The organism is Streptomyces caniferus, assembly GCF_009811555.1.
Classification (GTDB): Bacteria; Actinomycetota; Actinomycetes; order Streptomycetales; family Streptomycetaceae; genus Streptomyces; species Streptomyces caniferus.
The window spans coordinates 277,762-302,032 of record NZ_BLIN01000007.1 but is presented as its reverse complement, the minus strand read 5'-3'; the positions used below and the strand labels follow the sequence as shown (position 1 = coordinate 302,032).

General features: G+C 70.7%; 24 protein-coding genes. 11 read left to right on the top strand and 13 right to left on the bottom strand.

All coding sequences use genetic code 11. The features are described from left to right. Positions 1–71 precede the first annotated feature (71 nt). Positions 72–335 carry a hypothetical protein gene (locus Scani_RS39470; RefSeq protein ID WP_159482839.1) on the top strand — a complete coding sequence of 88 codons (264 nt, stop codon included), beginning with the start codon at positions 72–74 and terminating at the stop codon, positions 333–335. A gap of 339 nt (positions 336–674) precedes the next feature. Here the strand turns inward: Scani_RS39470 and Scani_RS39465 are convergent, their stop codons facing one another. Beyond that, positions 675–1,424, bottom strand: a complete 750-nt coding sequence (locus tag Scani_RS39465; protein ID WP_159482838.1) for a TioE family transcriptional regulator — start codon at positions 1,422–1,424, stop codon at positions 675–677. A 58-nt stretch (positions 1,425–1,482) separates the two neighbouring features. Here Scani_RS39465 and Scani_RS39460 point away from each other — a divergent pair, with 58 nt between their 5' ends. The 7 genes from Scani_RS39460 to metC all read left to right on the top strand — a co-directional run bounded on the left by Scani_RS39460 (position 1,483) and on the right by metC (position 10,531). After that, positions 1,483–2,700 (top strand): erythromycin esterase family protein, encoded by a 1,218-nt coding sequence (locus tag Scani_RS39460; protein WP_159482837.1) that lies wholly within the window; start codon positions 1,483–1,485, stop codon positions 2,698–2,700. A 614-nt stretch (positions 2,701–3,314) separates the two neighbouring features. Beyond that, positions 3,315–4,601 carry an ATP-grasp domain-containing protein gene (locus Scani_RS39455; protein ID WP_159482836.1) on the top strand — a complete coding sequence of 429 codons (1,287 nt, stop codon included), beginning with the start codon at positions 3,315–3,317 and terminating at the stop codon, positions 4,599–4,601. 129 nt (positions 4,602–4,730) lie between these two features. After that, the gene (locus tag Scani_RS39450; RefSeq protein ID WP_159482835.1) at positions 4,731–5,999 is read left to right on the top strand and encodes a radical SAM protein; all 1,269 of its coding nucleotides are present in this window, start codon (positions 4,731–4,733) and stop codon (positions 5,997–5,999) included. A gap of 14 nt (positions 6,000–6,013) precedes the next feature. Next, the gene (locus Scani_RS39445; protein WP_159482834.1) at positions 6,014–7,225 is read left to right on the top strand and encodes an ATP-grasp domain-containing protein; all 1,212 of its coding nucleotides are present in this window, start codon (positions 6,014–6,016) and stop codon (positions 7,223–7,225) included. Beyond that, on the top strand, positions 7,222–8,091 hold the full coding sequence (locus tag Scani_RS39440; RefSeq protein WP_159482833.1) for a sulfurtransferase: 870 nt from the start codon (positions 7,222–7,224) through the stop codon (positions 8,089–8,091). Before Scani_RS39445 ends, Scani_RS39440 begins: the two co-directional genes overlap by 4 nt. Further along, positions 8,091–9,344, top strand: a complete 1,254-nt coding sequence (locus Scani_RS39435) for an MFS transporter (protein ID WP_159482832.1) — start codon at positions 8,091–8,093, stop codon at positions 9,342–9,344. Before Scani_RS39440 ends, Scani_RS39435 begins: the two co-directional genes overlap by 1 nt. Further along, entirely contained in the window at positions 9,341–10,531 is a 1,191-nt protein-coding gene (gene metC, locus Scani_RS39430; protein ID WP_159482831.1) for a cystathionine beta-lyase, read from the top strand. The genes Scani_RS39435 and metC overlap by 4 nt, the downstream gene beginning before the upstream one ends. 149 nt (positions 10,532–10,680) lie before the next feature. On the opposite strand, the gene Scani_RS39425 is transcribed toward metC, so the two are convergent. From Scani_RS39425 to Scani_RS39395, 7 genes are all read right to left on the bottom strand, one after another. Beyond that, positions 10,681–11,253 (bottom strand): hypothetical protein, encoded by a 573-nt coding sequence (locus Scani_RS39425; RefSeq protein WP_159482830.1) that lies wholly within the window; start codon positions 11,251–11,253, stop codon positions 10,681–10,683. After that, positions 11,250–12,371: an ROK family glucokinase gene (locus Scani_RS39420; protein WP_159482829.1), complete on the bottom strand. Its 1,122-nt coding sequence runs from the start codon at positions 12,369–12,371 to the stop codon at positions 11,250–11,252. The genes Scani_RS39425 and Scani_RS39420 overlap by 4 nt, the downstream gene beginning before the upstream one ends. Before the next feature lie 196 nt (positions 12,372–12,567). After that, the gene (locus tag Scani_RS39415; RefSeq protein ID WP_159482828.1) at positions 12,568–13,377 is read right to left on the bottom strand and encodes an ATP-binding cassette domain-containing protein; all 810 of its coding nucleotides are present in this window, start codon (positions 13,375–13,377) and stop codon (positions 12,568–12,570) included. Further along, the gene (locus Scani_RS39410; protein WP_159482827.1) at positions 13,374–14,447 is read right to left on the bottom strand and encodes an ABC transporter permease; all 1,074 of its coding nucleotides are present in this window, start codon (positions 14,445–14,447) and stop codon (positions 13,374–13,376) included. The genes Scani_RS39415 and Scani_RS39410 overlap by 4 nt, the downstream gene beginning before the upstream one ends. Next, positions 14,444–15,457: a sugar ABC transporter substrate-binding protein gene (locus Scani_RS39405; RefSeq protein ID WP_246296527.1), complete on the bottom strand. Its 1,014-nt coding sequence runs from the start codon at positions 15,455–15,457 to the stop codon at positions 14,444–14,446. Before Scani_RS39405 ends, Scani_RS39410 begins: the two co-directional genes overlap by 4 nt. A gap of 188 nt (positions 15,458–15,645) precedes the next feature. Beyond that, a complete protein-coding gene (locus Scani_RS39400) occupies positions 15,646–16,668 on the bottom strand; it encodes a substrate-binding domain-containing protein (RefSeq protein WP_159482826.1) in 1,023 nt (340 codons plus the stop codon). Between the two features lie 206 nt (positions 16,669–16,874). Next, positions 16,875–17,594, bottom strand: a complete 720-nt coding sequence (locus tag Scani_RS39395) for a GntR family transcriptional regulator (protein WP_159482897.1) — start codon at positions 17,592–17,594, stop codon at positions 16,875–16,877. 348 nt (positions 17,595–17,942) lie between these two features. Between Scani_RS39395 and Scani_RS39390 the strand changes: the two genes are divergently transcribed. Then, positions 17,943–18,362 carry a VOC family protein gene (locus Scani_RS39390; protein ID WP_159482825.1) on the top strand — a complete coding sequence of 140 codons (420 nt, stop codon included), beginning with the start codon at positions 17,943–17,945 and terminating at the stop codon, positions 18,360–18,362. 40 nt (positions 18,363–18,402) lie between these two features. Here the strand turns inward: Scani_RS39390 and Scani_RS39385 are convergent, their stop codons facing one another. The 5 genes from Scani_RS39385 to Scani_RS39365 form a co-directional block, all read right to left on the bottom strand. Continuing rightward, positions 18,403–18,858: a PaaI family thioesterase gene (locus tag Scani_RS39385; protein ID WP_159482824.1), complete on the bottom strand. Its 456-nt coding sequence runs from the start codon at positions 18,856–18,858 to the stop codon at positions 18,403–18,405. A gap of 88 nt (positions 18,859–18,946) precedes the next feature. Next, a complete protein-coding gene (locus Scani_RS39380; RefSeq protein ID WP_159482823.1) occupies positions 18,947–19,774 on the bottom strand; it encodes a transporter substrate-binding domain-containing protein in 828 nt (275 codons plus the stop codon). A 143-nt stretch (positions 19,775–19,917) separates the two neighbouring features. After that, positions 19,918–20,586 (bottom strand): bifunctional 4-hydroxy-2-oxoglutarate aldolase/2-dehydro-3-deoxy-phosphogluconate aldolase, encoded by a 669-nt coding sequence (locus Scani_RS39375; protein WP_159482822.1) that lies wholly within the window; start codon positions 20,584–20,586, stop codon positions 19,918–19,920. A gap of 397 nt (positions 20,587–20,983) precedes the next feature. Continuing rightward, positions 20,984–21,433 (bottom strand): ribonuclease domain-containing protein, encoded by a 450-nt coding sequence (locus tag Scani_RS39370; protein ID WP_159482821.1) that lies wholly within the window; start codon positions 21,431–21,433, stop codon positions 20,984–20,986. Positions 21,434–21,707: 274 nt separating this feature from the next. Then, positions 21,708–23,120, bottom strand: a complete 1,413-nt coding sequence (locus tag Scani_RS39365) for an amino acid permease (protein ID WP_159482820.1) — start codon at positions 23,118–23,120, stop codon at positions 21,708–21,710. 258 nt (positions 23,121–23,378) lie between these two features. Between Scani_RS39365 and Scani_RS39360 the strand changes: the two genes are divergently transcribed. After that, positions 23,379–24,005, top strand: coding sequence for a helix-turn-helix domain-containing protein (locus Scani_RS39360; protein ID WP_159482819.1), 627 nt, complete (start codon positions 23,379–23,381; stop codon positions 24,003–24,005). A gap of 36 nt (positions 24,006–24,041) precedes the next feature. Beyond that, positions 24,042–24,233, top strand: coding sequence for a DUF6126 family protein (locus tag Scani_RS39355; RefSeq protein WP_159482818.1), 192 nt, complete (start codon positions 24,042–24,044; stop codon positions 24,231–24,233). Positions 24,234–24,271: the final 38 nt, after the last annotated feature.

The following is a 24,271-nucleotide window of genomic DNA, read 5'->3' as shown; positions in this document are numbered from 1 at the left end:
GCCCGCATACGCGACGGCGATACCGCGCGCCTGTCCCACGGCTGGTGACGCAGGCACTTAAATATCGGAGCGTGACTACAGAGCCGCAGCGCTTCACGATCTTGTTGGTCCCCGAACACGTGGAGGACAGAGGCGGTGCCTCCGTGGAGGACTCAGCCGTCCGGTCGGCGGTCGTCGAGGCGACAGGCGAGACGGGCGCCTCGGGGTACCCCCGCTACGTCGGACACGGGATCGTGGCCGACATCGACCCCAGTACACGCACGGTCGAGGCGTTGCTCGTCGATGGTGCGGAGCTGGACTACGGGCTGACCGCTATCGTCACCGTCGCTTCCTGATCGCGGCGTCGTCGACGGGCGGCTCATGGCACCCCGGACGGGTTCTCCGCCCTGGCGAAGCCGCAAGGCCCGCTGCCGCCTCGACTGCCCGGCCCATCAGCGTCGCGGGACGTCACGCGCCGTGCCCCGTCGAGCGGGCGCTCCCCTCCAGGCCGGCACTGGTCTGCACTCTGCTGCCGCCGCCTGGGACGTGTCCCGCCTGGCGCCGTTCGTGCGGCATCGCAGCAACATGCTGAGCCGGTACACCTTCCGCCTCCTCGCCGGCTCCGGGGGGCCCGGCCGACCTCGGCGGAGGGGCAGCCGGGACGGAACCGTTGGTGACGGCGGGCGACCGACGTCTCATCCGCGCGCGTGGAGGTAGGCCTCCAGCTCCGCGGCCCCGGTCAGCATCGCCCGCCCGCGGGCGGACAGCCGGCCGTGCCAGTCGCGCAGGGCGCCTTCCAGGGGCTCCAGCCCACCGGCCGCCCGTACTTGGGCGAGCAGGGGGGCGATCTGCTCCAGCAGGTAGCCGCCTCGCCTGAGCTGATGGGCCAGCCGGGCGTCCCGTACGTCGGCCTCGTGGTAGACGCGGTACCCGGTCACCGGGTCGCGGCGCGGGCATACCAGCCCGGCGCGCTCCCATTTGCGCAGCGTCGCGGGCCGGATGCCGAGCTTCCCCGCCAACGGCCCGATGAACGTGCCGCCGGCCTCGGACGCCGCGGCCGGTTCGGGCCCCGCATCAGGCCCGGACGCCGGCGTGGGCTCCAGGTCGCGCAGGGCGCTGTCCACTGCCTGGAGGGTGCGGCGGTCGTCGAGGAGCTGGGCGTGGCTCTCGTCGATGAGGCGCAACGCCTCATCGGCCGCGCCCTCGTTCACCGCCCGCATCATCGACGTCGCCGTCTGGTGGCCGTGGCCGGGCACCAGGGCCAGGAACGCGCGCAGGGCTCCCGCGTGCAGCGAGGTGTAGGTGCGGTAGCCGTGGGGTGTGCGATCGGCGGCCGGAAGGATGCCGGCTTCCTCGTAGTTCCTGATCGCCTGCGTGGACAGACCGTGCCCGCGCGCCAGGTCAACCGGCCTGAGGCGTTCGCCGTTTTGAGGGTTTCGCGCCATGGAACCGCCGAGATCGAGGAAAAGTTTCAACCGAGGGTTCAACGATACCGTTTACGGCATGGCTACTGACATCAAGGACACCGTCCATGCCGTCGAGGCCGCTGCCGTCATGGGGCTGCTCCCGGTCCGGCCGCAACTGCTCGCCCTGGGCGAGCCGACCCACGGTGAGGACGCTCTGCTCGACCTGCGCAACGAGCTCTTCCGGCAGCTCGTCGAGCAGGAGGGCTACCGGACGATCACGATCGAGAGCGACTGCCTGCGGGGCCTGGTCGTGGACGACTACGTCACCTCGGGCACGGGCACTCTCGACGAGGTCATGGAGCATGGATTCAGCCACGGTTTCGGTGCGTCCGCGGCCAACCGCGAGCTGGTGCGCTGGATGCGCGCCTACAACGTCCGCGCCGACAACGACGAACGGCCCGCGTCCGAGCGGCTCCGCTTCGCCGGCTTCGACGGCCCGCTGGAGATCACCCACGCCGCGAGTCCCCGGCAGGCCCTCACCGCACTCCACGGCTACCTCTCGCCCCGGGTGGACGCGGACCTGCTCCCCTGCACCGGGGAAACGCTCGACCGCCTGCTCGGCGCCGACGGCCGGTGGACCCACCCCGAAGCGATGATGGACCCCGCCCGGTCCGTGGGGCAGTCGGCCGAGGCCGGCCAACTGCGGCTGCTCGCCGACGACCTGGTGGCGCTGCTCGACACCCAGATACCCCACCTGATCACGGAGACCTCGCGGGACGACTGGGACAGGGCGCGCCTGTACGGGCGCACCGCGACCGGCCTGCTGCGCTACCACCACTGGATGGCCGACACCTCGGCGGCCCGCATGACCCGGCTGTGCGCACTGCGGGATCTGATGATGGCTCACAACCTTCTTGCCACCGCCGCCCGAGGCCCGGCACTCGTCCACGCCCACAACTCCCATCTCCAACGGGAGAAGAGCACGATGCAGATGTGGCAGGGGCCGGTGGAGTGGTGGAGCGCCGGTGCGCTGGTGAGCGCCCGGCTCGGCGAGGGGTACTCCTTCGTGCCCACGGCCCTCGGCACCATCCGGCACCAGGGAGTGGACACGCCGCCGCCGGACACCCTCGAAGGGCTCCTGTACGCACTTCCGGACGACCACTGCGTCATCGACGCCCCGCGGCTGGCCACCGCCCTCGGCGGCACATGGCCCGCGCCCCGCGTATCCCCCTGGTTCGGTTACGCCCCGCTCGCCCCGGCCCACCTGGCGGACTGCGACGGCATCCTGTTCGTCAAGGACGTCTCGCAGAACTAGGGGGTGTCCGCAAGGTCCCGCCCGGCGGGGCGGCGCCCCTCGTTCGCCGTACGGAGACTGCGTCTTCTCGCGAACCGGAGGCATGCGCTTGTGCGTAGCCGCTCCGGTTCCTGGGGCCGTGACCGTCCAAGAGGAGAGACGGATGGCTCCTGTCAAGGATGCTGTCGCACCCTGTCCGAAAGCAGCCCCCGGGAGGGGCATCGGATGCCCGTTGTGCCCCGTGTGCCGACCTGCCGCAGCGGGCCTTGCGCCGGGTGCTGCTGCTCAGTTCCGGGCGGTGTGGGGTGGTGTGGAATCGGCTGGAAGACGTCAGGGGTGGATATGGGGCGGGCATCGCATGGTTTCGGTCAATTCTGTGGCCCCCGCGACTAAATGCAGGTCAGAGCGGAATTCCCGGCAAGTCAAGCTTTGCGCAAGTCTGTTGACAGGGGCGGAGTACCGCTGCGACCTTGTCATCGCCTCGCCACTCGAACGGTCGGTCGTCGCGCTGCGGCCCCCGTTTGGCGTTGGCTCGGTTCATGTGGTCCCGGTGCCGTCGGCGGACGCGTTCCCGGACCTGAAGAAAACGGGGGGCCAGACGTGTACCGCAGCATGCACATCAGAAAGACCTTGTCGTGACCCTGGTGGTCATCGGTGCCAATCCGACGGTCGCGCGAGCGGCCGAGGCTCTCCCCGGTGATCTCCTTCATGTACAACTGCCCGGGGCCCCGGCCCTGGACCGGAACGACCGGACGCCGGGCACACGGCAGGTGCACACCGTCGACTTCCACGACGGCCCGGCCTTCCTCGCGTTCGTCGACGAGGTGCTCAAGCCGTTGTCGCCCACCGCCGTCGTCTCGCTCACCGAGCTCGGTCTGGAGCCGGCGGCCGCGGCGGCGGAGCGGCTCGGCGTGCGGGGGGTCGCCCCCGCAGTCGTCCGGCACACCCGCGACAAGCTGGAGATGCGGCGGGTCCTCGCACGCAAGGCGCCACATCTGAACCCGGCCTTCGCCTCCGGCGGCGACCCGGACGCGGTGGCCCGGCTGTTCGCCGGGCACACCCCCGTGGTGGCCAAGCCCGTCAGCGGCGTCGGCAGCATTGCCGTCGCCCTGCTGGACCGTGCGGCGGACCTGCCGGCGGACCGCCGGACCGCCGGCACCCTGCTGGAAGCCTTCGTCGGCGGGCTGGAGTTCAGCGTGGAGACGCTGTCCGCCGGCGGCCGGCACACCGTCGTCGGCATCGCCCAGAAGGGAACGGCGGGCAGCTTCGTCGAGGTCAGCCACATGATGCCGCCGCCGGCCCTGGACGCCCGCGGGCGGGCCCGGGTCGAGGAGGCGGTCGGACAGCTGCTCGACGCCCTCGGGCTGACGGACGGGCCGAGCCACACCGAGGTCAAGGTGGACGGCGACCGCGTCATCGTGATCGAGACGCACAACCGCCTCGGTGGCGACGGCATCGCCGACCTGGTGCGGCTCACCACGGGCATCGACTGGCGGGTCGCCGCCCTCGGATGGGCGGTCGGCGCGGGAGTGCCGCGCGGGCAGGCCACGGCCGCCACGGCCGCGACCGTCTTCTTCACCGCACCGCCCGGCACGGTCACCGCCGTCGCCCCACCACCGTCACTGGCCCACGGAACGATCGTGGAGTGGGAGGTCACCGTGGAGCCCGGCGACCCGGTCCGCCCGCTCAGGTCCTCCACCGACCGCCTGGGCACGGCCGTCGTCACCGCCGCGGACGCGGCGGCGTGCGTGGCGGCGGTGGCCGAGCTGACGGCGTTGCCCATCGTCACCACACGACCCGACGCCCCCGTGCCATCGGCGCGCACCGTCGCGGGAGCCCGCTCCCCCGCGCAGCCCGACGCCGCTCCGCCGGACAGGACGGCCCCGCCGCGCACCGTCACACAGCCCGCACCCGTCGCGTAACACGCACCACCACTCACGCACTTCGGCCCGAGGCCGCCCTGCCACAGGGCACCCCCCACCCCCAGGCCGATCACAGCCGTACCTCTCTCATCACTCGTCACACGACTCGACCACGCCCTGGGGGGAACCATGCCTGCCGACAACGCGCCGATTTCCTACGATTTCCACGGAGACGCGCCGTTCACGACGCCGTTCCAGGAGATCAAGCCCGAGGAGATCCACATCTACCTCGACCTGGACACCAAGGTCGGAAAGAACACCTGCGGACAGAAATGTACGCACTGTTGGTTCGTCAACTACGAGAAGGTCTACGACAAGTCGTTCGCCATGGAGGAAGGCCCCCGGATCCTCTCCGGCCTCCAGTCACACGGCTACCACGTCTACCCGCGGTACGTGGACAGCTTCGCGTACGACGGTGAGTTCATGCGCATCTACGGGCCCGCCAACAACCGTGAGTTCCGGCAGGAATCCGACCACAAGCCCACCGAGACCATGGAGAAGGGCGACGCCTGGACCAGCGGCCGCCCGCTGCTCGCCGACAACTACCTGGAGCTTCTCGACCTCGCCCGGGTCAACGGCTACGGCACCATCTCCATCACCTACCACGGCGTCATCGACGAGGACCTGGCCGTCATCGACGACGGCAGCTACCCGATCAAGGGCGTCTTCAGCGGGGCGAACACGGAGGAGGTGCTGCGCCGGATCGACCACTACAACGACCACTACCGCAGCACGCTTCCCGCGGACGCCGACCGGTCGGACGCCTTCCGGGTCAACATCGGCGTCACCATCGGCCGGCACAACCACGGCCGCCGGTCCCTGGAGCGCTACGCCCACTACTTCAACAAGCTGGGCGTCGACACGGTCCGCTTCAACAACTTCTCCGACCACGGCGGCCGGCACCCCGAACTCCAGCTCAGCTACGAGGAGATCGAGCAGGCCTACCGCGACTTCAAGTGGCTGCACGAGAACGTCGAGCTGAGCTTCCAGCTCGGCGTGAGCGAGGACTTCGGGACCTTCGGGATCAAGGCCATGGGGTTCCCCGGGCATGTCGGCTGGTGCCGGGCCGGCCGCCAGCTGTTCGCCGCCATCCCCACTCAGGAGAGCGTGCTGTCGGAGTCCGCGGACGGGCGCCGCGAGAAGATCGGTGACATCGTCGGCTGCGTCAACACCTTCGAGCCGCACCTGGGCATCCTCGTCCGCACGGTCGCCGACGGGGGCGAAGACGTCCGCTACGACCTGGAGTTCGACCACGCGGCCATCGAGGCGTTCACCAACAAGCGCCTCTCCGGCGTCTACAAGGACGGCTGCTTCGCCCGCGAACTCGCCCAGGAGCAGCAGCTGGTCTCCCGGGTCCCCGCGCGCCGCCGGCTCCCTCTCGTCGAGACGACGGGCTGAAGGAGAACACGCACATGCCGCACGTCCTCGTCTTCGCCAAGACGCCCTACGCCAAGACCCCTTACGACCGCTGGCTGGCCGGCACCGGCATCGTTCCGGTCCTCCTCACCACCACCGAGTTCGCCGCCGGATACGGCCACTTGCCCCATGTGCACGCCTTCGACGACTACGACACCAACCAGCTCGTCGAGAAGACGGCACTGCGCCTGGCCCGCGAGCACGCCGTCACGGCCGTCTTCGCCCGCGCCGAGGCGGACGTGGTACGCGCCGCCCAGCTGCGCGACCTGCTGGACCTGCCGGGACAGCGGACCGCCAGCGCCCTGGCCTTCCGCGACAAGGTGGTCATGAAGGACCGCCTCGTCGGGGGCCCGGTGGAGATTCCCGTCTACCGGCCCCTGGATTCGGCCTACACCGCCCTGGAGTTCGTCGCCGAGCACGGCTATCCCGTGGTGATCAAGCCGCTCTCGGAGTCCGGCTCGCTGGGAGCGGCCATCATCCGTGACGAGGCCGAGCTGGACGCCTACCTCGCCCGTCCCTGGCGCGGCGCGAGCGAGATCGAGGTGTTCGTACCCGGGCAGATGTACCACGTGGACGGGCTGGTCGTGAACGGCGAGGTGGTGTTCGCACACCCTTTCCGCTACCTCAACGACTGCCTGTCCTTCCGGGCGAACCACTGGGTGGCCAACCTCCCGCTGACACCCCAGGATCCCGTCCACGACAGGTTGCTCAAGGCGGCCAGGGCGGTGCTGGCGGAGCTGCCCACGCCACCACACACCGCCTTTCACGCGGAACTGTGGATCACCCCCGACGACCGGACGGTGTTCTGCGAGATCGCCAGCCGGACCGGCGGCGGGATGATCAGCGCCATGGTCCGGCACGCCTTCGGCATCGATCTCGACAAGGAGTGGCTGTATGCCGAATGCGGCCTCCCCAGCACCCTGGGCACCCCCGCCTACCGGCCCACCGGCGCCCTGTGCATCCCGCCCTCGGACGGCGTGCTGACCCATCTGCCCTCCGGTGACGAGCCGGCGTGCGTCAAGGAGGTCGCGCTCACCGGCACGGTCGGCGAGGAGTACCACGGCGGGGTCAAGTCCGGCCTCTTCCTGGCCGGTTACGTCGTCGGCGGCGACACCGAGGAGGACGTGGCGGCCAACCTGGAGAACGTGGCGACCTGGTTCGCCGACCGCGCCCAGTGGTTCCCCGCTTCCACCGGAGGCACGCGATGAGCGGGCGGGCGCCCGGCACCCTGCCGGGCCCGCTGGTCGGTACGGACTGGGTGGCGCCGCGGCTGGGCGCCCCCGGGCTGGTGGTGCTCGACGCCTCGATCGGCGCGCACCGCGACGCCGGCGAACGGATCCCGGGGGCACGGCCCTTCGACATCGACGGCGCGCTCTCGGACCACTCCGGTCCGCTGCCGCACACGATGCCCGGTGCCGACCACTTCACCCGGGAACTGCGCGCGCTGGGCGTGGACGACGGCGACACCGTCGTCGTCTACGACGGCGCGGGCCTCTACTCCAGTGCCCGCGCATGGTGGATGCTGCGGGCCATGGGCCTGGAGCGGGTGGCCGTGCTCGACGGCGGCCTGCCCGCCTGGCGCGCCGCCGGGCTGCCATGCGAAACCGGCGCACCCGCGGCCGCCGCACGCCCCGGCGGCTTCACCGCACGGCCGCGTCCCGGCCTGATCGTCGGCAGCGACGCGGTCGCCGCGGCCCTGACCGATCCGGCCTCGGCGGTCCTCGACGCCCGCACCCGCGACCGCTTCGCCGGAGCGGTCGCCGAGCCCCGCCCCGGGCTGCGTCCCGGCCATATGCCCGGAGCGCTCAACCTGCCGTTCGGCGAGCTCCAACGGGACGGCCGGATGCGGCCCGCGTCGCAGCTGCGCGACGCGTTCGCCCCGCTCGCCGGAGAGCGTCGGCGCCTGGTCTTCAGCTGCGGATCCGGCGTCACCGCCTGCATCCTGGCGCTGGGGGCCGAGCTGGCCGGATACGACGACCTGGCCGTGTACGACGGGTCCTGGAGCGAATGGGGTCTGCCGCACGCGGACCGGCCGGTCGTCACCGGTCCGCAGAGCGGAGGGCCGTCGGCGTGATGTCCGCACTCTCGGCCAAGTGGCACACGTTCAGGGGGCTGTCGTCGAGCCTCAAGTCGCTGATCGTGCTGTCCTTCGTGGTCGCACTCGGCAGTTACATGGTCACCCCGTTCATCGGCGTCCTGATGGTCCAAGCGGTGGGCCTGGACGTCCGCCTGGCCGGCGTACTGGTGGCCGTCGCCACGTTCATCCAGTTCGGCGGCAGCATCCTGGGCGGCCTGGTCGTGGACCGGCTCGGCCTCAAGCGGACGATGGTCGGCTCCCTCGCTCTGCGGACCACGGGTCTGCTCCTGCTGGGGCTTGCCGTGAAGGTCCCCTGGGTCGCCTACCCGGCGGTGGTTCTCGTCGCCGCCGGGCCGGCGCTCTACCTCCCGGCGAACAAGGCGTACATCGTCACCTGCGTCTCCGACGAGCTGCGGCCGCTGTTCCTCGGGGTCAGCAGCGCGGCCCTCAACGCCGGGATGGGGCTCGGGCCGTTGCTGGCCGCGGTCCTGATCGACGCCGATCCGGTGGCGCTGCTGCTCGGCGCCGCGGCGCTGTTCGGTGTGATCACCCTGGCCCACCAGCTCACCATGCAGCCCCTCGCACGCCGCCGGGACGCCGCACCGGGCGGCGTCGGCGTCGACGGGCCCGCCCCCGACGGGAAGCTCCGGACACTGCGCGGCGCCCTGCGGCCGGTGTTCTTCACGGCCCTGGCTTTCTACCTCTACTTCTTCTTCCAGAGCTTCCTCGGTCTGTACGCCGCGGGTGTGCACAACATCCAGGTCCTCGGCTGGGCCATGCTCGTCAACTGCGCCATGATGGTGGCCCTCCAGCCGCCGTTGTCGGGCTGGATCGCGCGGGCCGACTACCGCCGCCTGGTGGCCGGCTCATTCGCCTTGATGGCTGCCGGGACGGCCGTGATGTCGCTGGGGCACACGGCTGCCCTGTTGGGCGGCACCGTGCTCTTCAGCCTCGGTGAGGTGTTCCTCTTCCTGCGCTGTGACCTGGAAATGGTCGACCGCATACCGAGCAATCCGACCTTCGCCTTCGGCGTCCAGCGGCTGACGGCGGGTGTCGGCGGCCTCCTCGCCGGTGTCGTGGGCGGCTTTCTCTTCGCCCACTACGAAAGCGCACACGACCTGGGGATGTTCTGGACCGCCGTCGCCGTGCAGTGCGCCGTCGCGGCAGCCATCGCCCTGGTACTCGGCGGCCGCCGGACCGTGGCGGCCGCACCCCACGACGAGCAGTCGGATCTGGAAGTGGTGTCATGACCGGCCGGCCTTCGATGGACACCCGGTTCGTGCACGCCGGCTCCGACCCGCGGCAACAGCACGGCTACGTCAACCCGCCCGTCCACCGCGCCTCGACGGTGCTCTACGAGAACGTGGCCGCGCTGGACGCCTCGCAGGCCGACCCCCTCAAGCGCCGGATGCCGGTCTACGGCCGCTTCGGCACACCCACCGGCCGCGCCTTCGAGACCGCACTGACCGATCTGGAGGGCGGGCACGCCGCCGTCGCCACCTGCTCGGGTCTCGCGGCGATCACCACGGCGATCCTGTCGTTCGTCCGGGCCGGCGACCACATCCTCGTGAGCGACTCCGTCTATCTGCCCACCCGCAAATTCTGCAACTCGCTGGCCGATCTGGGCGTGGAGACGGAGTACTACGACCCCCGTACGGACAAGTCCATCGAGGACCTGATCCGCCCCACCACGCGCCTCGTCTGCCTGGAGTCACCCGGCTCCACGACCTTCGAGGTACAGGACGTCCCTGCCGTCACGAGCGTGTGCCGCAACCACGACGTGGTCACCCTCATCGACAACACCTGGGCCACCCCCGTCTTTCACCGCCCCCTGGAGCTGGGCGCCGATGTCGTCGTGCACTCGGCGACGAAGTACCTCACCGGTCACGCCGACAGCATCCTCGGGGCCATCGTGTGCTCCGAGGAGACCTACCCCGCGGTGCGCGCCACGGCGATCCGGCTCGGCCAGTGCGCCGGCGCGGACGACGTCTATCTGGGCCTGCGCGGGCTCCGTACGCTGGGCGTCCGGATGCGTGAGCACCATCACCAAGCCGTCGGCCTCGCCTCCTGGTTGCGCGAACAGGAGGGGGTGCGCGCCGTGCTGCACCCGGCGCTGCCGGGCGACCCCGGGCACGAACTGTGGTGCCGGGACTTCACCGGCGCCGCGGGCCTGTTCGGCCTCGAACTCGCACCCGGGCCCGGCAAGCCCGCCGTGGACGCGTTGCTCGGGGAGCTGCGGCTGTTCGGCCTCGGCCACAGCTACGGCGGCTACGAGAGCCTGATCGTGCCGGCCGACCCGGTCACCCACCGCCTCCCGGGCACCTGGACGGGCCGCGGCCCCCTGCTGCGCGTGCACGCCGGCTTCGAAGCCCTCGACGATCTCAAGGAGGACCTGGCCCGGGGCCTGGCCACCCTGTCCGCCCACACCCGGGCCTGACGTTCCGTCCCCGGCCCCGCCCGTGAGCCGGTGGGCGTGGGCCGGGGGCAGAGGCCGTACGGCTGGTGTGGCGTCCGCTGTTCCGCGCGGGTGCGAGCGCACACCGCGCCGGGGTTCACGGCCGGCTCATCCCGGCCCGGCCCGCCCCGTCAGAACTTCACAGTCGACACGGTGTAGACGACCGGATGCCCCGGCTCGTCGTAGTTGACCATGATCCGCTGGCGCGGATGCGGTGCCCGGCCCGTGGTCGTGGTACCGGCCCACGGCGCGTCGATGCCGAGGTCCCAGCCGACCTTCGCCGCCTGCTCGGACGAGATGGTCCGCTGGTTCTTCTTGAGGGCGGCGGTGCTGGTGCCGACGGCGTTGAGGTAGTGCTCCAGGCCCCACTCGTTGGTCCTGAACTGCACGAACAGCGAACTGGTCTGCCAGGAGTTGGTCTCGTAGTAGTAGACCGGCGTGGAGCCGATCGGCACCGGGACGTTGTAGATCCGCTGCTGGACCTTCGAGGGGAAGGCGTTGGTCAGGCCGGTGGCGGCGGCCTCGGCCTCCTTGCCCTCGCCGCTGTCCCGGCTCTGCTCGGCGGAGATGACGATATAGCCGGCCGGGATCGCGATCAGCAGGAAGACGATCAGCGCCATCAGCACCGGGCGCCGGCGCTTGCCGCGCGGCGGCGGGGCGGGGTGCGGATCGTCGTGCACCGTGTGCAGGTCGGTCTCGGTCATCGTCGGCCCGCCCGTTCGTAGCGTTCGTAGCGCTCGACCCGCCGCCGGTTGGCACGCCGGAAGCGGCGGGCCACCAGGCGGGCCAGGTCGGCGGCGCCGACCATACCGGCCTCGGGGCCCAGCTGCGCCTTGGTGATGGTGGCCTCGGGACGGTAGCCGCGGCCGGTGAGCTGCCGCCGGAAGGCCTCTCTGGCCGGGCCGATCAGCAGGTCGTCGGCGGCGCTGACACCGCCGCCGATGACGAAGCAGGAGGGGTCGAGGGCAGCGGCGAGGTTGGCGATGCCGACGCCGAGCCACTGGCCGATCTCCTGGAGGAGTTCGACGCACATCGCGTCGCCCTCCCGGGCCAGCTCGGTGATCAGCGGTCCGGTGATGTCGCCGATGCGGCCGCCGACCCGCTCGATGATGTTGTACGCGACCGGGGAGTCGGCGGCGGCCAGCTCACGGGCCTCGCGGACCAGGGCGTTGCCGGAGCTGTACTGCTCCCAGCAGCCGCGGTTGCCGCACGGGCAGCGGTGGCCGCCGGGGACGACCTGCATATGGCCGAATTCACCGGCCACGCCGTACTTGCCGCGCTTGACGGCGCCGTCCTCCAGGATCGCGCCGCCGATGCCGGTACCGAGCGTGATCATGACGAGATGGTCCTCGCCGCGGCCGGCGCCGAAGCGCCACTCCGCCCAGGCGGCGGTGTTGGCGTCGTTGTCGACCATGACCGGGACGGCGAGGCGGCCGGCGAGGCGGTCGCGCAGCGGCTCGTTGCGCCAGTTCAGATGCGGTGCGAACAGCACCTTGCTGCGGTCCGCGTCGACCCAGCCGGCCGCGCCGATGCCGACCGCATGGACGTCGTGCCGGTCGGAGAGGTCGAGCACCAGCTCGGTGATGGTGTCCTCGACGACCTTGGGGCTCTTGGACTTGTCCGGCGTCTCCGTGCGGACCTTCTCCAAGATCGTGCCGTCGGCGTCGACCACACCCGCCATGACCTTGGTGCCGCCGATGTCGATACCCACGGTGGGTACCCGGGGGGCGGTCAGATGCGAGCGCCGCTCGCGGGTGCCGACCGTGCGCAGCACGGTGGCTCTGGCCGATCCTCGGTGCACCCGGTCCCGGTACATGCTCATCGACCCACCTCTTCGCCGTAATGGTCGCGGCGGCTGCGTGCTCGCAAGAGTCGTCTCGTCCCTGCGGGGTCTCGGGAGGCCGGGGCCTCGATGTGCGGGTTCGGTGCGATTGTGCATCACCGGCGGCGTCCGGCGCACCGCGACGGGGAGTAACGCGCCCCGCACGGCCCTGGGGCCGCGCGGGGCGCGGTGGTGATCACTCGGGGCGATGGCCGCCGGGGAATTCCGGGGTCGCGGTCCTGGCCAGCTCATGACTGAGCTGTTCCAGTTCGCTGCCGCCCGCCATTTGGCGGGTCAGCTCTTCCAGAGTGATCTCCGACTTGGCGTGGCTGCCGGCCATCGCGCCGCGTTTGAGCAGGACGAAGCGGTCACCGACGAGATACGCATGGTGCGGATTGTGGGTGATCAACACCACGCCGAGCCCGGCGTCCCGCGCGGCCGCGACGTACTTGAGGACGACGCCGGACTGCTTGACGCCGAGTGCCGCCGTCGGCTCGTCCAGGACGAGGACCTTGGCACCGAAGTAGACGGCGCGGGCGATGGCGACGCACTGCCGCTCGCCGCCCGAGAGGGTGCCGATCGGCTGGTCGACGTCGCGCAGGTCGATGCCCATCCGCAGCAGCTCGCTGCGGGTGGTCTCGCGCATCGTCCTGACGTCGAGCCGCTTGAAGGGGCCCACGCCGGTGGTGGGCTCTGAGCCGAGGAAGAAGTTCCGCCACACCGGCATGAGCGGGACGACGGCCAGGTCCTGGTAGACGGTGGCGATCCCGCGGTCCAGGGCCTCGCGCGGGGAGGAGAGGCCGCTCTCCTCCCCGTCGATGGTGAAGGAGCCGGCGTCGTGCCGGTGCAGCCCGGCGATGATCTTGATGAGGGTGGATTTGCCGGCGCCGTTGTCCCCGAGCACACAGGAGATCTCCCCCGCGTGCACCTCCAGGGACACGCCTTCCAGCGCCCGGACGTTGCCGTAGTACTTGCTGACGTCGGTCAGCTCGACCAGCGCTGTCATGCCTTTTCCTCCGCCCGCTTGCGGACCCATGCGTTCAGGAGTGTGGCGAGCAGCAGCATCGCGCCGAGGAAGAACTTGTACCAGTCCGGATTCCACTGCGCGTAGACGATGCCCTTGCTGGCCATGCCGAAGATGAAGGCGCCGACGGCCGCGCCGATCGCCGAGCCGAAGCCGCCGGTCATCAGACAGCCGCCGACCGCCGCGGCGATGATGTACAGGAATTCGTTGCCCACACCGTCGCCGGACTGGATCGCGTCGTACGAGAACAGCAGGTGCTGGCCGGAGACCCAGGCGGCGAAGGCGACGCCCATATAGAGGCCGATCTTGGTCTTGGTGACCGGGACGCCCACCGCCCGTGCGGCGTCGGCGTTGCCGCCGACCGCGAAGATCCAGTTGCCGACGCGGGTGCGCAGCAGGACCCAGGTGGCGACGGCGACCAGCACGAGCCACCACAGGATGGTGATCTGGATGTCGACGCTGCCGATGGTGAGGTGCGAGGCGAAGACCTTCCGGGCCGACTCGAAGCCCTCCATGTCGGCGATGGACTTCGTCGAGACGGTGCCGTCGATCAGCTTGGTGAAGCCGAGGTTGAGGCCGGTCAGCATGAAGAAGGTGCCGAGCGTGATGATGAAGCTGGGCAGTTTAGTACGGGTCAGCAGCAGGCCGTTGAAGGCCCCGATGGCCAGGGTGACCAGTAGGGACACCCCGACGCCCACCCAGGTGTCGGCCGTCATCTGGTAGCTGAACATCGAGGAGATCAGCGCCGAACTGACGACCATCACGCCGGCCGAGAGGTCGAACTCCCCGCCGATCATCAGCAGCGCCACCGGCACGGCCATGATCCCGATCGTCGAGGACGCATAGAGCACGGTGGAGAGGCTGGAGGCCCGCAGGAACGGTTCGGCGACGATCGAGAAGAACACGAAGACCGCGGCGGCGCCGACGACCGAGCCCAGTTCGGGACGGCCCATCAGCCGGCGCGCCAGGGAGCGGTGCAGCAGCCGTTCGTCGCCGGCGCTCTTGGCGGGCGGCCCCGCGGGCCCCAGCGGCGGTGCGTCGGTGTGGCTCATCGGGTCCCCCGCTTCGTGTAGTCCTGCAGCGCGGCGGCGTCCTTCTTGGTGATCACCTGGGGTCCGGTGAGCACCGGCTTGCCGCCGCCGAGGACGTCGGAGTTGTACTTGTAGAGCCACAGCAGGTCGACGGCCTCGTAGCCCTGGAGGTAGGGCTGCTGGTCGACGGCGAAGCCGAGGGAGCCGTCCTTGAGGCCGGTCGCGACCTGGGCGTTGAGGTCGAAGGTGTCGATCTCGGCCTTGCTGCCGGCCTGCTCCTTGGCCTTGACGGCGGTGGGGGCGAACGGTGCGCCGAGCGTGACGACCGCGTCGATGGAGCTGTCCGCCTGGAGCTTGGACTCGATGGAGGACTGCACATCGGGCATGTTGGTGCCCTCGACGTACAGCTTCTGCAGATCGCCCTTGAAGGTCTTCTCGGCGCCGTCGCAGCGCTGCTCATGGCCGACGTTGCCCTGCTCGTGCAGGACGCACAGGGCCTTCTTCCGGCCGCGCTTGTTGAGCTCCTCGCCGACCGCCTCACCGGCCACCGTCTCGTCCTGGCCGATGTGGCTGAGCGCGCCGAAGGCCTTCGACGCCTCGGCACCGGAGTTCACCGTGATCACCGGGATGCCGGCCTTCTCGGCCTTGGCGATCACGTCCTTCATCGCACTGGGCTTGGCGAGCGAGACGATCAGCCCGTCGACCTTCTGATCGATGTAGGACTGCACCAGCTGGCTCTGCCGCTGGGCCTCCTTGTCGTGCCCGTAGACGAACTTGATGTTGTCCTTGACGGCGGCCTGCTGGGCGCCGTTCTGCACGATGTCCCAGAAGGTGTCGCCGTCTCCCGAGTGGGTGACCATCGCGAACGTCCACCTGGGGGTGTTCACCGCGGCCTTGCCGCCGGCGGACTTGGCGGCGCGCTCCTGCTCGGCGCGCAGCCCTCCGGTGCTGCTGCATCCCGCCAGCGAGACGCCGAGCACCGCCGCCAGCACGGCGCCGACGAGGCGTCCCCTTCTCCGAACCCGTGCCACGAGGACTCGCCCTTCCCGCTGATGCTGCCGTATCGACTGCGTTGGTTGTCTGCACTGTCCGGACCGGCCGGTCCGGGTGCGTGCGGTGCCGTACACCGGCTCCGGCACCGGTCGGCCGGGCCCAACCGGCCAAGTATCCGTTACCGGTGATCTGTCCCGGTTCATCGGGTCCCGTCTTCCCTGTGGCTTCACCGGGTGCCTCGCCCGGTGTACGCGGTCAGCTTCGGTACGTCCTTCTCGGTGACCAGGGCCGGCCCGGTGAGCACCGGCCTGCCGCCGCCGAGCACATCGGCATTGGCCTTGTGGAGCCAGAGCAGATCCACCGCCTCGTAGCCCTGGAGATAGGGCTGCTGGTCGACGGCGAAGGTGACGTCCTCGGCCTTGAGCAGCTTGACGACGGCGGAGTTCAGGTCGAAGGTCGCCAGCTGCGCCGAGCTGCCCGCCTCCTCCTTGGCCTTGACGGATATCGCCGCCATCGGTGCACCGAGTGTGACGATCGCGTCGATGGCCTTGTCGGACTGGAGCTTGGCCTCGACGGAGGACTGCGAGGCCGGCGCGTTGGTGCCGTCGACATCGAGGTTGTCGACCGTCCCGTGGAAGGCCATGCGGACACCGGCGCAGCGGTCCTCCAGCGACACATTGCCCTGCTCGTGGACGACGCAGAGGGCCTTCTTCCGGTGCCGGCGGTTCAGCTCCTCGCCGACCGCCCGCCCCGCCACGGACTCGTCCTGCCCGATGTGCGTCAGGGCCCCGTACGCCCGGGAGAACTCGCCACCGGAGTTCACGGTGATGACCGGGATGCCCTGCGCGACGGCCTTGTGGACGGCCGCCTTGACGGCCTGCGGCTTGGCGAGGGTGACGATCAGCCCGTCGACCTTCTGATCGATGTACGACTGGATCAGCGCGGCCTGCTGGGCGCCCTCCTTGTCGTGGGCGTACAGGAACTTCACGTTGTCCTTGGCGGCGGCCTGCTCGGCACCGTTCTGCACGATGTCCCAGAAGGTGTCGCCGTCGCCGGAGTGGCTGACCATCCCGATCGTCATGCGCGGGGTGCTGGCGCCCTTGCCGGACCCGGAGGCCGCCTCCTGGGCGTCCTGCCCGGCGGAGGCGCCGCACCCGGTGGCCAGTGCGACGGTGGCCAGTAAGGCGGCGGCGCCGCGCACCGCGACGCCGCGGACAGTGAAGGGACTAGCCGTACGCACGCCGATCATCGTGGGACCGCCTTTTCTCCCGGCCGCCGGAATGCGGCTGGAGGAGTTTGTAACGGCGCGCGCGGAGCCACGTCAATGGTTTGTCAGAACATTCTGACCAGCGGGCGTCGCATAGCCACCACATACGAGGACATTGCCGCCGAAATCGCCCCGCCGGGCTGCCCTCGAAGCGGCGTGCATCGACCGCTCCGGGCCCTCGGTGGCGCTCAGGGACGTACGAGCAGCTGGAACTCGAAGGCGTAGCGGGAGGCGCGGTAGACGTGCGAGCCGAACTCCACCGCGCGACCGGTGTCGTCGAACGTGGTCCGCTGCATCGTGAGCAGCGGGGCGCCCTCGGGCTCGTCGAGCCGCCCGCCCTCCTCCGCGGTCGCGGCGCGCGCCCCGACGGCCTGGCGGGCGCTGTGCAGCGTGATGCCGGCCGACCGCATCAGGCGGTACAGACCGGTCTCCTCCAGCTCGGCGGTCCTCAGCGTGAGCAGCCCCGCGGGAAGGTGGTTGCGCAGATGCGCGACGGGCTCGCCATGCGTCAGCCGCAGCCGCTCGACCAGCGCGACCTCGGCACCCTCGGCGATGCCCAGCGCGGCGGCGACCTCGGCATCGGCCTCGGTGGTGGTGTTGAGCAGCACGCGGGTGGCGGGCTTCTGCCCGGCCGCCTCCAGGTCGTCGTAGAGGCTGCTCAGCTCCAGCGGGCGCTTGACCTGGCTGTGCACGACCTGGGTGCCGATCCCCCGGCGGCGCACCAGCAGCCCCTTGTCGACCAGCGACTGGATCGCCTGCCGCACCGTCGGCCGGGACAGGCCGAGCCGGCCCGCCAGCTCGATCTCGTTGCCGAGCAGACTGCCGGGAGCCAGCTTGCCGTGCTCGATCGCGGCCTCCAGCTGCTGGGACAGCTGGAAATACAGCGGGACCGGACTGCTCCGGTCCACGCTGAACTGGACGGGGCTCTCGGCACCCAGGGCATCTGTATCGCGTTTCCCCACGCTCGCGAGCGTATCCGCCCGGGCAGATGACGGGAAGTCCGGAGGTCACATTGTCCGGACAAGGTGGGGCAGGGCTGGGGCCGGGAGGGGTCGCCGGGCCGGGGGCGAGGCCTGGGGCCGGGCCGGGTGCTGGGGGCCGGGGCGGGGCCTGCTGCTGGGGTCCGGGTCGCGCCCCGGGCGGGATCGCCGCGTCCACGGCATTTCCCCGCGCGCCCCGGCCCTTCTCTGGTAACCAAGGACCGATGGGTGCCCGGCCCGTCGCGCACCCGCCCCTCCCCGAGGAGTCAGCCGGTCATGCCCGTACGCCGCGTCGTCCCCGACATCCAGTCCGACGCCCTGGAGGAGAGCCGCACGTTCTACGGCCTGCTGGGGTTCGAGGAAGTCATGAACCTGGGCTGGGTGATGACGCTGGCGTCCCCCGCCAACCCCACCGCCCAGCTCACCTTCATGACGCACGACAGGACCGGCCCGGTCGTCCCCGACATGAGCATCGAGGTCGACGACGTGGACGCGGCGCACGCCGCCGTGCTGGCCGCCGGCGCGGACATCGTCCGGCCGCTCCAGGACGAGGAGTGGGGCGTCCGCCGGTTCTTCGTCAAGGATCCGAACGGCCGGGTGGTCAATGTCGTTGCGCACCGGGCGTCACCCCGCGCGGACGAGGACGACACCGGGGGCGACGGCAAGGGCCGGCACGAAGGCTCGGACGAGGGCTAGGACGACGGCCGGTGCGAGGGCCGGGACGACCGACCGTCCCTCACCCCTGGCCGTCCGCGGGGGCGTTGAGGGGTAGCGCCGTCCCTTGCGCCACCGCGCACACCCGCTCCTCCCCCGCCTCGTCGATCATCGTCAGGTCGCAGCGGCACACGGCCTGCCGGCGTCCGGCCTGGACGACCTCGGTTCGGGCCCGCAGCGTGCGGCCGCGTGCCGGGCGCAGATACTGGATGGAGAAGCCGCCGGTGACGATGGCGGGGCCCAGGGCCGTGGCGGCGGCGAAGGTGAGGGTGTTGTCGGCGGCGTACGACAGCACCCCGCCGTGCACGAACCCGTGCTGCTGCAGGAGTTCCTCGCGGATATCGATCTCCAGCGTCGCCGCGCCGCCCCCGAACTCGGTGATCCGCGCCTGCACCAGCCTGCTGAACGGCTGGGCGTCCAGCCCCTGCTGCGCCGCCACAAGATCGAACGCCGCGCTCTCCCGCACCGCACCGGCCATGTCGCCGCCCGCCTCTCGTCGTGCCTCCGAAGACCTGGACCGATATGAGAGGTGGCCCTCCACAACGGCGCGCACCCCCAGGGGCGCGCTACTTCATCCAGGCGTCCTCGTACTTCCGGTACGTGCCGTCATGGGTGGCCAGGTGGACCCACTGGTCGACGTACGCCGTGAAGTCGTGGTCGCCGCGGGGCAGGGCGTAGGCCTTCTCGGAGAAGGAGAAGGGCTTGTCCGGGTGGACCGAGCAGAGTTCGGGGTGGATCTTGGCCTGGTAGCGGGTCTCGCTGGCGTCGGTCATCATCACGTCCGCGCGGCCCTTGATGATCTCGTCGAAGATCGTGGTGTTGTCCGGATGCACGGTGAGCCGGGCGCGCTTGAGGTGGGCACGGGCGAACTCCTCGTTCGTGCCGCCCGGGTTGACGACAACCCTGGTCCCGGGCCGGTCGATCTGCGACAGCGACTGGTACTTGTCCTTGTCCGCACAGCGCACGACGGGTGTTTTGCCATCGGTGCGGGTGGGCTCGCTGAAGGAGACGGAGCGGGCGCGCCGGAGGGTGACCGAGACGCCCCCCATGGCGATGTCGCAGCCGCCGGCCGACAGGTCGCCGACCAGACCGGCCCAGGTCGTGGCCACGTAACGGGGTGTGGCGTCAAGGCTCTTGGCGAGGTCGCGGGCCATCGTGATGTCGACACCGCTGTACCTGCCGGTCGCGGGGTCGAGGTGACTGAAGGGGCGGTAGTCGCCGGTGGTGCAGACCCGCAGCACCCCGCGCCGGGGAACGGTGTCGAGGGCCGATGCCTTCCTGGCGGCTGCGGGCGTGAGTCCCCCTCCGCCGGCCGGGGCGTCCGACACCGCCGGGGCGGCGGCGGTGACGGCGAGCAGACAGGCCAGGGCGGAGAGGGCAACGGCACGCTTCATGGGGGCTCCTGTGACTCCTGGACGCGGCGGCGCGATCGCATGATCGAAGCGCTCAGGGTGGCAGAGCCCGCGGTGCGGGTGAACCCCTTGACCGGCTACCGGGACGGCCGGAGGGGCCGGAGCGGCGGCGGGCCGAGGGGCCGTCAGTCCTCGTAGAGGTCCGCGGTGCCCCGGGTCGTCGGGCGGTCGGGGGCGGCTTCGTCCAGGCGGTTGAGGAGGTCGGCGGCGCGCTTGGCAACGGTGTCACGGTCGCCCTCGGAGAGCGCCGTTCCCATGCCGACGGCGACCGCGCCCGCCGCGATCCACTCCGGCGCGCTGTCGACCGTCACCCCGCCCGTCGGCAGCACCGGCACCTGCGGCAGGGAGGCACGGACCTCCGCCAGCCAGGCCGGGTCGTACGCCGAGGCGGGGAACAGCTTGACCGCGTCCGCGCCGAGTTCGAGCGCGCGGACCATCTCGGTCGGCGTGGACACCCCGGGGAAGACCGGGATGCCGTAGCGGTGGCCGGTTCGGATGACCTCGGCGTCCAGGCTCGGCGAGACGAGGTAGCGGGCGCCCGCGTCGACCGCCATCCGGGCCGACATCGCGTCGAGGACCGTGCCCGCGCCGATGATGGCGTCGTCACCGAGCTCGCGGGTGAGTGTCGTCACCGCCTCCAGGGCGAAGGGGGTGGTGAGGGATATCTCCAGGCTGGTGATGCCCGCGGACAACAGGGTGTCGGCCGTGGCGCTCGCCTCGTCATAGGTCCGGCTGCGGACGATGGCGAAAACCCGCTGCGCCAGTGCGGCCCGGGTGATCTCCCAGCGATACACGGCAGTTCGCCGTCCTTCCTTGTCTCCAACGCTCCATGCCGGCTCACCATGTCGGACGGTGGATACGGCACTTTCCGGGGCGTGCCGCGGCAGCCGACCGCACATGGTCTTTTTCCGCCGATGCCCGCCCGCTCCTCGTTTCTGCCGAAACGCTACCGGGAACCACCGACAATCCTCTCTCGGGGGTGCGCCCCGTGCGCCCCTTCTGCCAAGAATGGGAAGAAGAGGGAGGTCAAAGGGGGCGCACGCGATGGGCGCGCAGCACCGGCGCACGGCACGGCGGCGGCCGGGGTGCGAATGCACCCCGGCCGCCGCGGGTGGGAGCGACGGACCCTGACCGGGCCCGCCGCTCCGCTGTTCCGTTGTTGGTCCGCTGCTCAACTTCTCCCGAGAGGCGTCAGCAGCCGCGGTCGACGAGGTCGAACGTCTTGTAGTGGTCGGCGGTGTAGTAGTCCTCTTCCTTCTTCTCGCCGGTGACGATGCGTCGCGCACCGCGGTCGGGCGAGCCCGGCGTGACAACGGTGAACTCGTGGTAGTAGTCCGAGCTCTGGGACGGGAGGATGTTCTCCCGGTTGTCGAAGACCGTCCCGTCCTTGGGGTACGGGTAGGGCCCGCCCTTCGCGATCAGATCGAGGGTGTCGTGGGCCTGCGAGGGCAGCTTGGAGTAGCAGACCTTGCCGACGTCCTGGACGTGCACGGACGCGACGTGCGCCGACGCGGCGTACGAGGTGGCCGTGGGGGTCGTGGCGACGGCAGGCGTGGCGGAGACCGCGGTCCCGCCGATGAGAAGGGCCGAAGCGAGGGCGCCGGCGGCGCCGAACCTGGTGATCCGTGGGGGGATTCTCATACCACCAGAATGACGCGCGTAGACATGATCCTGTCAATGCCAACGGGCGGAAGTTTTCCGGGAGTTCACAACCTCACGGGCCCCAACTGCCCCAATCGGCCCCAAATTGCGCGCACGTCCCGCCGATGTTTTTACCGTTGGCCGCCGGCCGACGCGGAGTGGGCCGGCACAAGACCCGCTCGGCCACCGGGCGATGACGTCCCCGGCAGAAACGTCCGAGCCGCCGGTGCCGACGTCCCGGACGTCTTGACACCGGCGGCTCGGTGATACGGCCTCAGGCCTCCGCGGCGGCCCGCCGGTCGCGGCGCTGCTTGAGATGGCCGGCACCCGCCAGCGCCGCCGCCACGACGGCCGTGCCGAGGAGTTGCTGCCGGCCGTCGGAGCTGCCGGCCATGACGGCGAAGACACCGAAGATGGCGGCGAGCGCCAGCCAGGTCAGATAGGGGAAGGCCCACATCCGCACCAGGAGCAGGTCGGGCGTCTCGCGCTCCAGACGGCGGCGCATCCTCAGCTGGGTGAGGCAGACGATGGTCCACACGACCAGCACCGAGCAGCCCGCGATGTTCAGCAGCCAGGCGAACACCGTGGTCGGCCAGACGATCCCGGCGATCACGGCGGCGAAGCCGAACAGGCAGGACGCCACCACGGCCGCGGCGGGCACGCCGCGGGTGACCCTGGCCAGGAAGCGCGGCCCCTGCCCCCGGCCCACGAGGGAGTACGCCATGCGCGACGAGCCGTAGATGTTGGCGTTCATCGCGGAGAGCAGTGCCACCAGCACCACGATCTGCATGATCGTGCCGGCCCCGGGGATGCCGAGCCGGTCGAGGACGGTGACGTACGGGCCGTCCGTGGCGACCTTCGGGTTGTTCCACGGCACCAGGGTGACGACCACGGCCATGGAGCCGATGTAGAAGACGGCGATGCGCCAGACGGCGGTGCGGACGGCACGGGCCACGTTCCGGCTCGGGTGGTCGGACTCCGCCGCCGCGATGGTGACGGTCTCCAGACCGGCGAAACCGGAAATGGTCGTCAGCAGCCCGGCGGCGAGTCCGGCGGCGCCGGTCGGGAAGAAGCCGCCGTGGCCGGTGAGATGGCTGGTGCCGGGTGCGTCGCCGAACACCCCGAGGATGCCGAGCACGCCCAGCACCAGGAAGGCGACGATCGCGGTGACCTTGACGGCGGAGAACCAGAACTCGAACTCGCCGAAGTTCTTGACCGCGGTCAGGTTGCTGGCGCAGAAGAACACCATGAAGACCGCCACCCAGCCGTAGGCGGGGACGAACGGCACCCAGCTGTGCATGATCGTGCCCGCCGCGGTGGCCTCGGCGGCCACACCGGCACAGAGCATCAGCCAGTACATCCAGCCCGAGGTGGCCCCTGCCCAGGAGCCGAGTTCCTCCTCGGCGTGCACCGAGAACGAGCCGGTGGAGGGCCGGGCCGCGGACATCTCGCCGAGCATCCGCATGATCAGCATGACCAGCGCGCCGGTGCCGGCGAAAAGGAGGACGATGGCCGGTCCGGCCGCAGCGATGCCGACGCCGGAGCCTACGAAGAGCCCCGCGCCGATGACCCCGCCGAGCGCGATCATCGACAGATGGCGCTGTTTGAGGCCGTGCGACAACACGGACTCGTCGTGCTGCGCGGTCTGCGGGGTGCCCTCGGGGGACCGGGTGGATGTCCGACTCATGGTCGTGCCTGTTCACTAATTGAGACGTGCGGTGAGCCCCACGAGTGTGAAGAGACGTGCGTGCGCAAGAGGTGAACGCCCGCTATTCGGACTTTTCCTGTACTGATGGTGAAAACTCCGTTACGCACTGAAGGCGCATTTCCCCTGGTCGGGCCGCGACAGCCCCGGCAGCGGCCCTCACCGGCCGAAAGGTTCAGCGGATTTTGCCTCTCGGGCAAATCTTTTGCCCGAGAGGTGAAGGGTCGTTATACCGGGGATATGACCGAGCTCCCCGACGAGCCCGCCGGCGCTCCGCCGGGGGACCTGTCCACCGTCGCGCCGCGCCTTCGTGACCTGCGCCGGCGCAGTGGTCTCACGCTGGAGACCGCGGCCCGGCTGGTGGGACTCTCTCCCGCGCACCTGTCGCGGCTGGAGACCAATCAGCGCCAGCCGTCGTTGCCGATGCTGCTGGCGCTGGCCCGTACGTACGGCACCACGGTATCCGACCTGCTCGGCGAGACGGCTCCGGAGCGGGACCCGATCGTGCGCGCGGGCCGTGCCGAGCCGTCGGAGGCCGGCGGCTGGACGTACTGGACCGTGGGCGGCGCCGGGCGGGCGATGCAGGCGCTGCGGGTCCACGTGCCGCAGCGGGCCCAGGGCGATCTGGTGCGGGTGCATCCGGGCGAGGAGTGGCTGTACGTCCTGGAGGGGCGGCTGCGGCTGACGCTCGGCGCGGCGGTGCACGTACTCGACCCGGGCGACTCCGCGCACTTCGACTCGCTGACCCCGCACCGGATCGCCTCCGCGTCACCGGGCGGGGTGGTGCTGCTGTTCGTCCACACGCTGCTGCAGAGCGGGGCCGCCGAGCTGTGCCTCGGCGACGACGCCAGGCGCCGCGGGCTGTGAGCCCGCGCGCCCTTCTCGACGGAAGGACCGTACGTCGTGCCTGATCAGATCACTCCTGCCACTCCCCCGTCGACGGGGCCACTGCCCGGGGCGGGGTCCGCCGCCCGGACGTACAAGGAGGACAAGCCGCCGCGCGGGCTCTATGTGCGGGTGTTCATCTATGTCGTGGCGACGCATGTGCTGTTGGCGTTCCTGAGCTTCCTGGTGTTCGTCGCCAAGACGCGCTGACGCCGCGGGAGACGGCCGGTACCAACGTCCATCCCTTC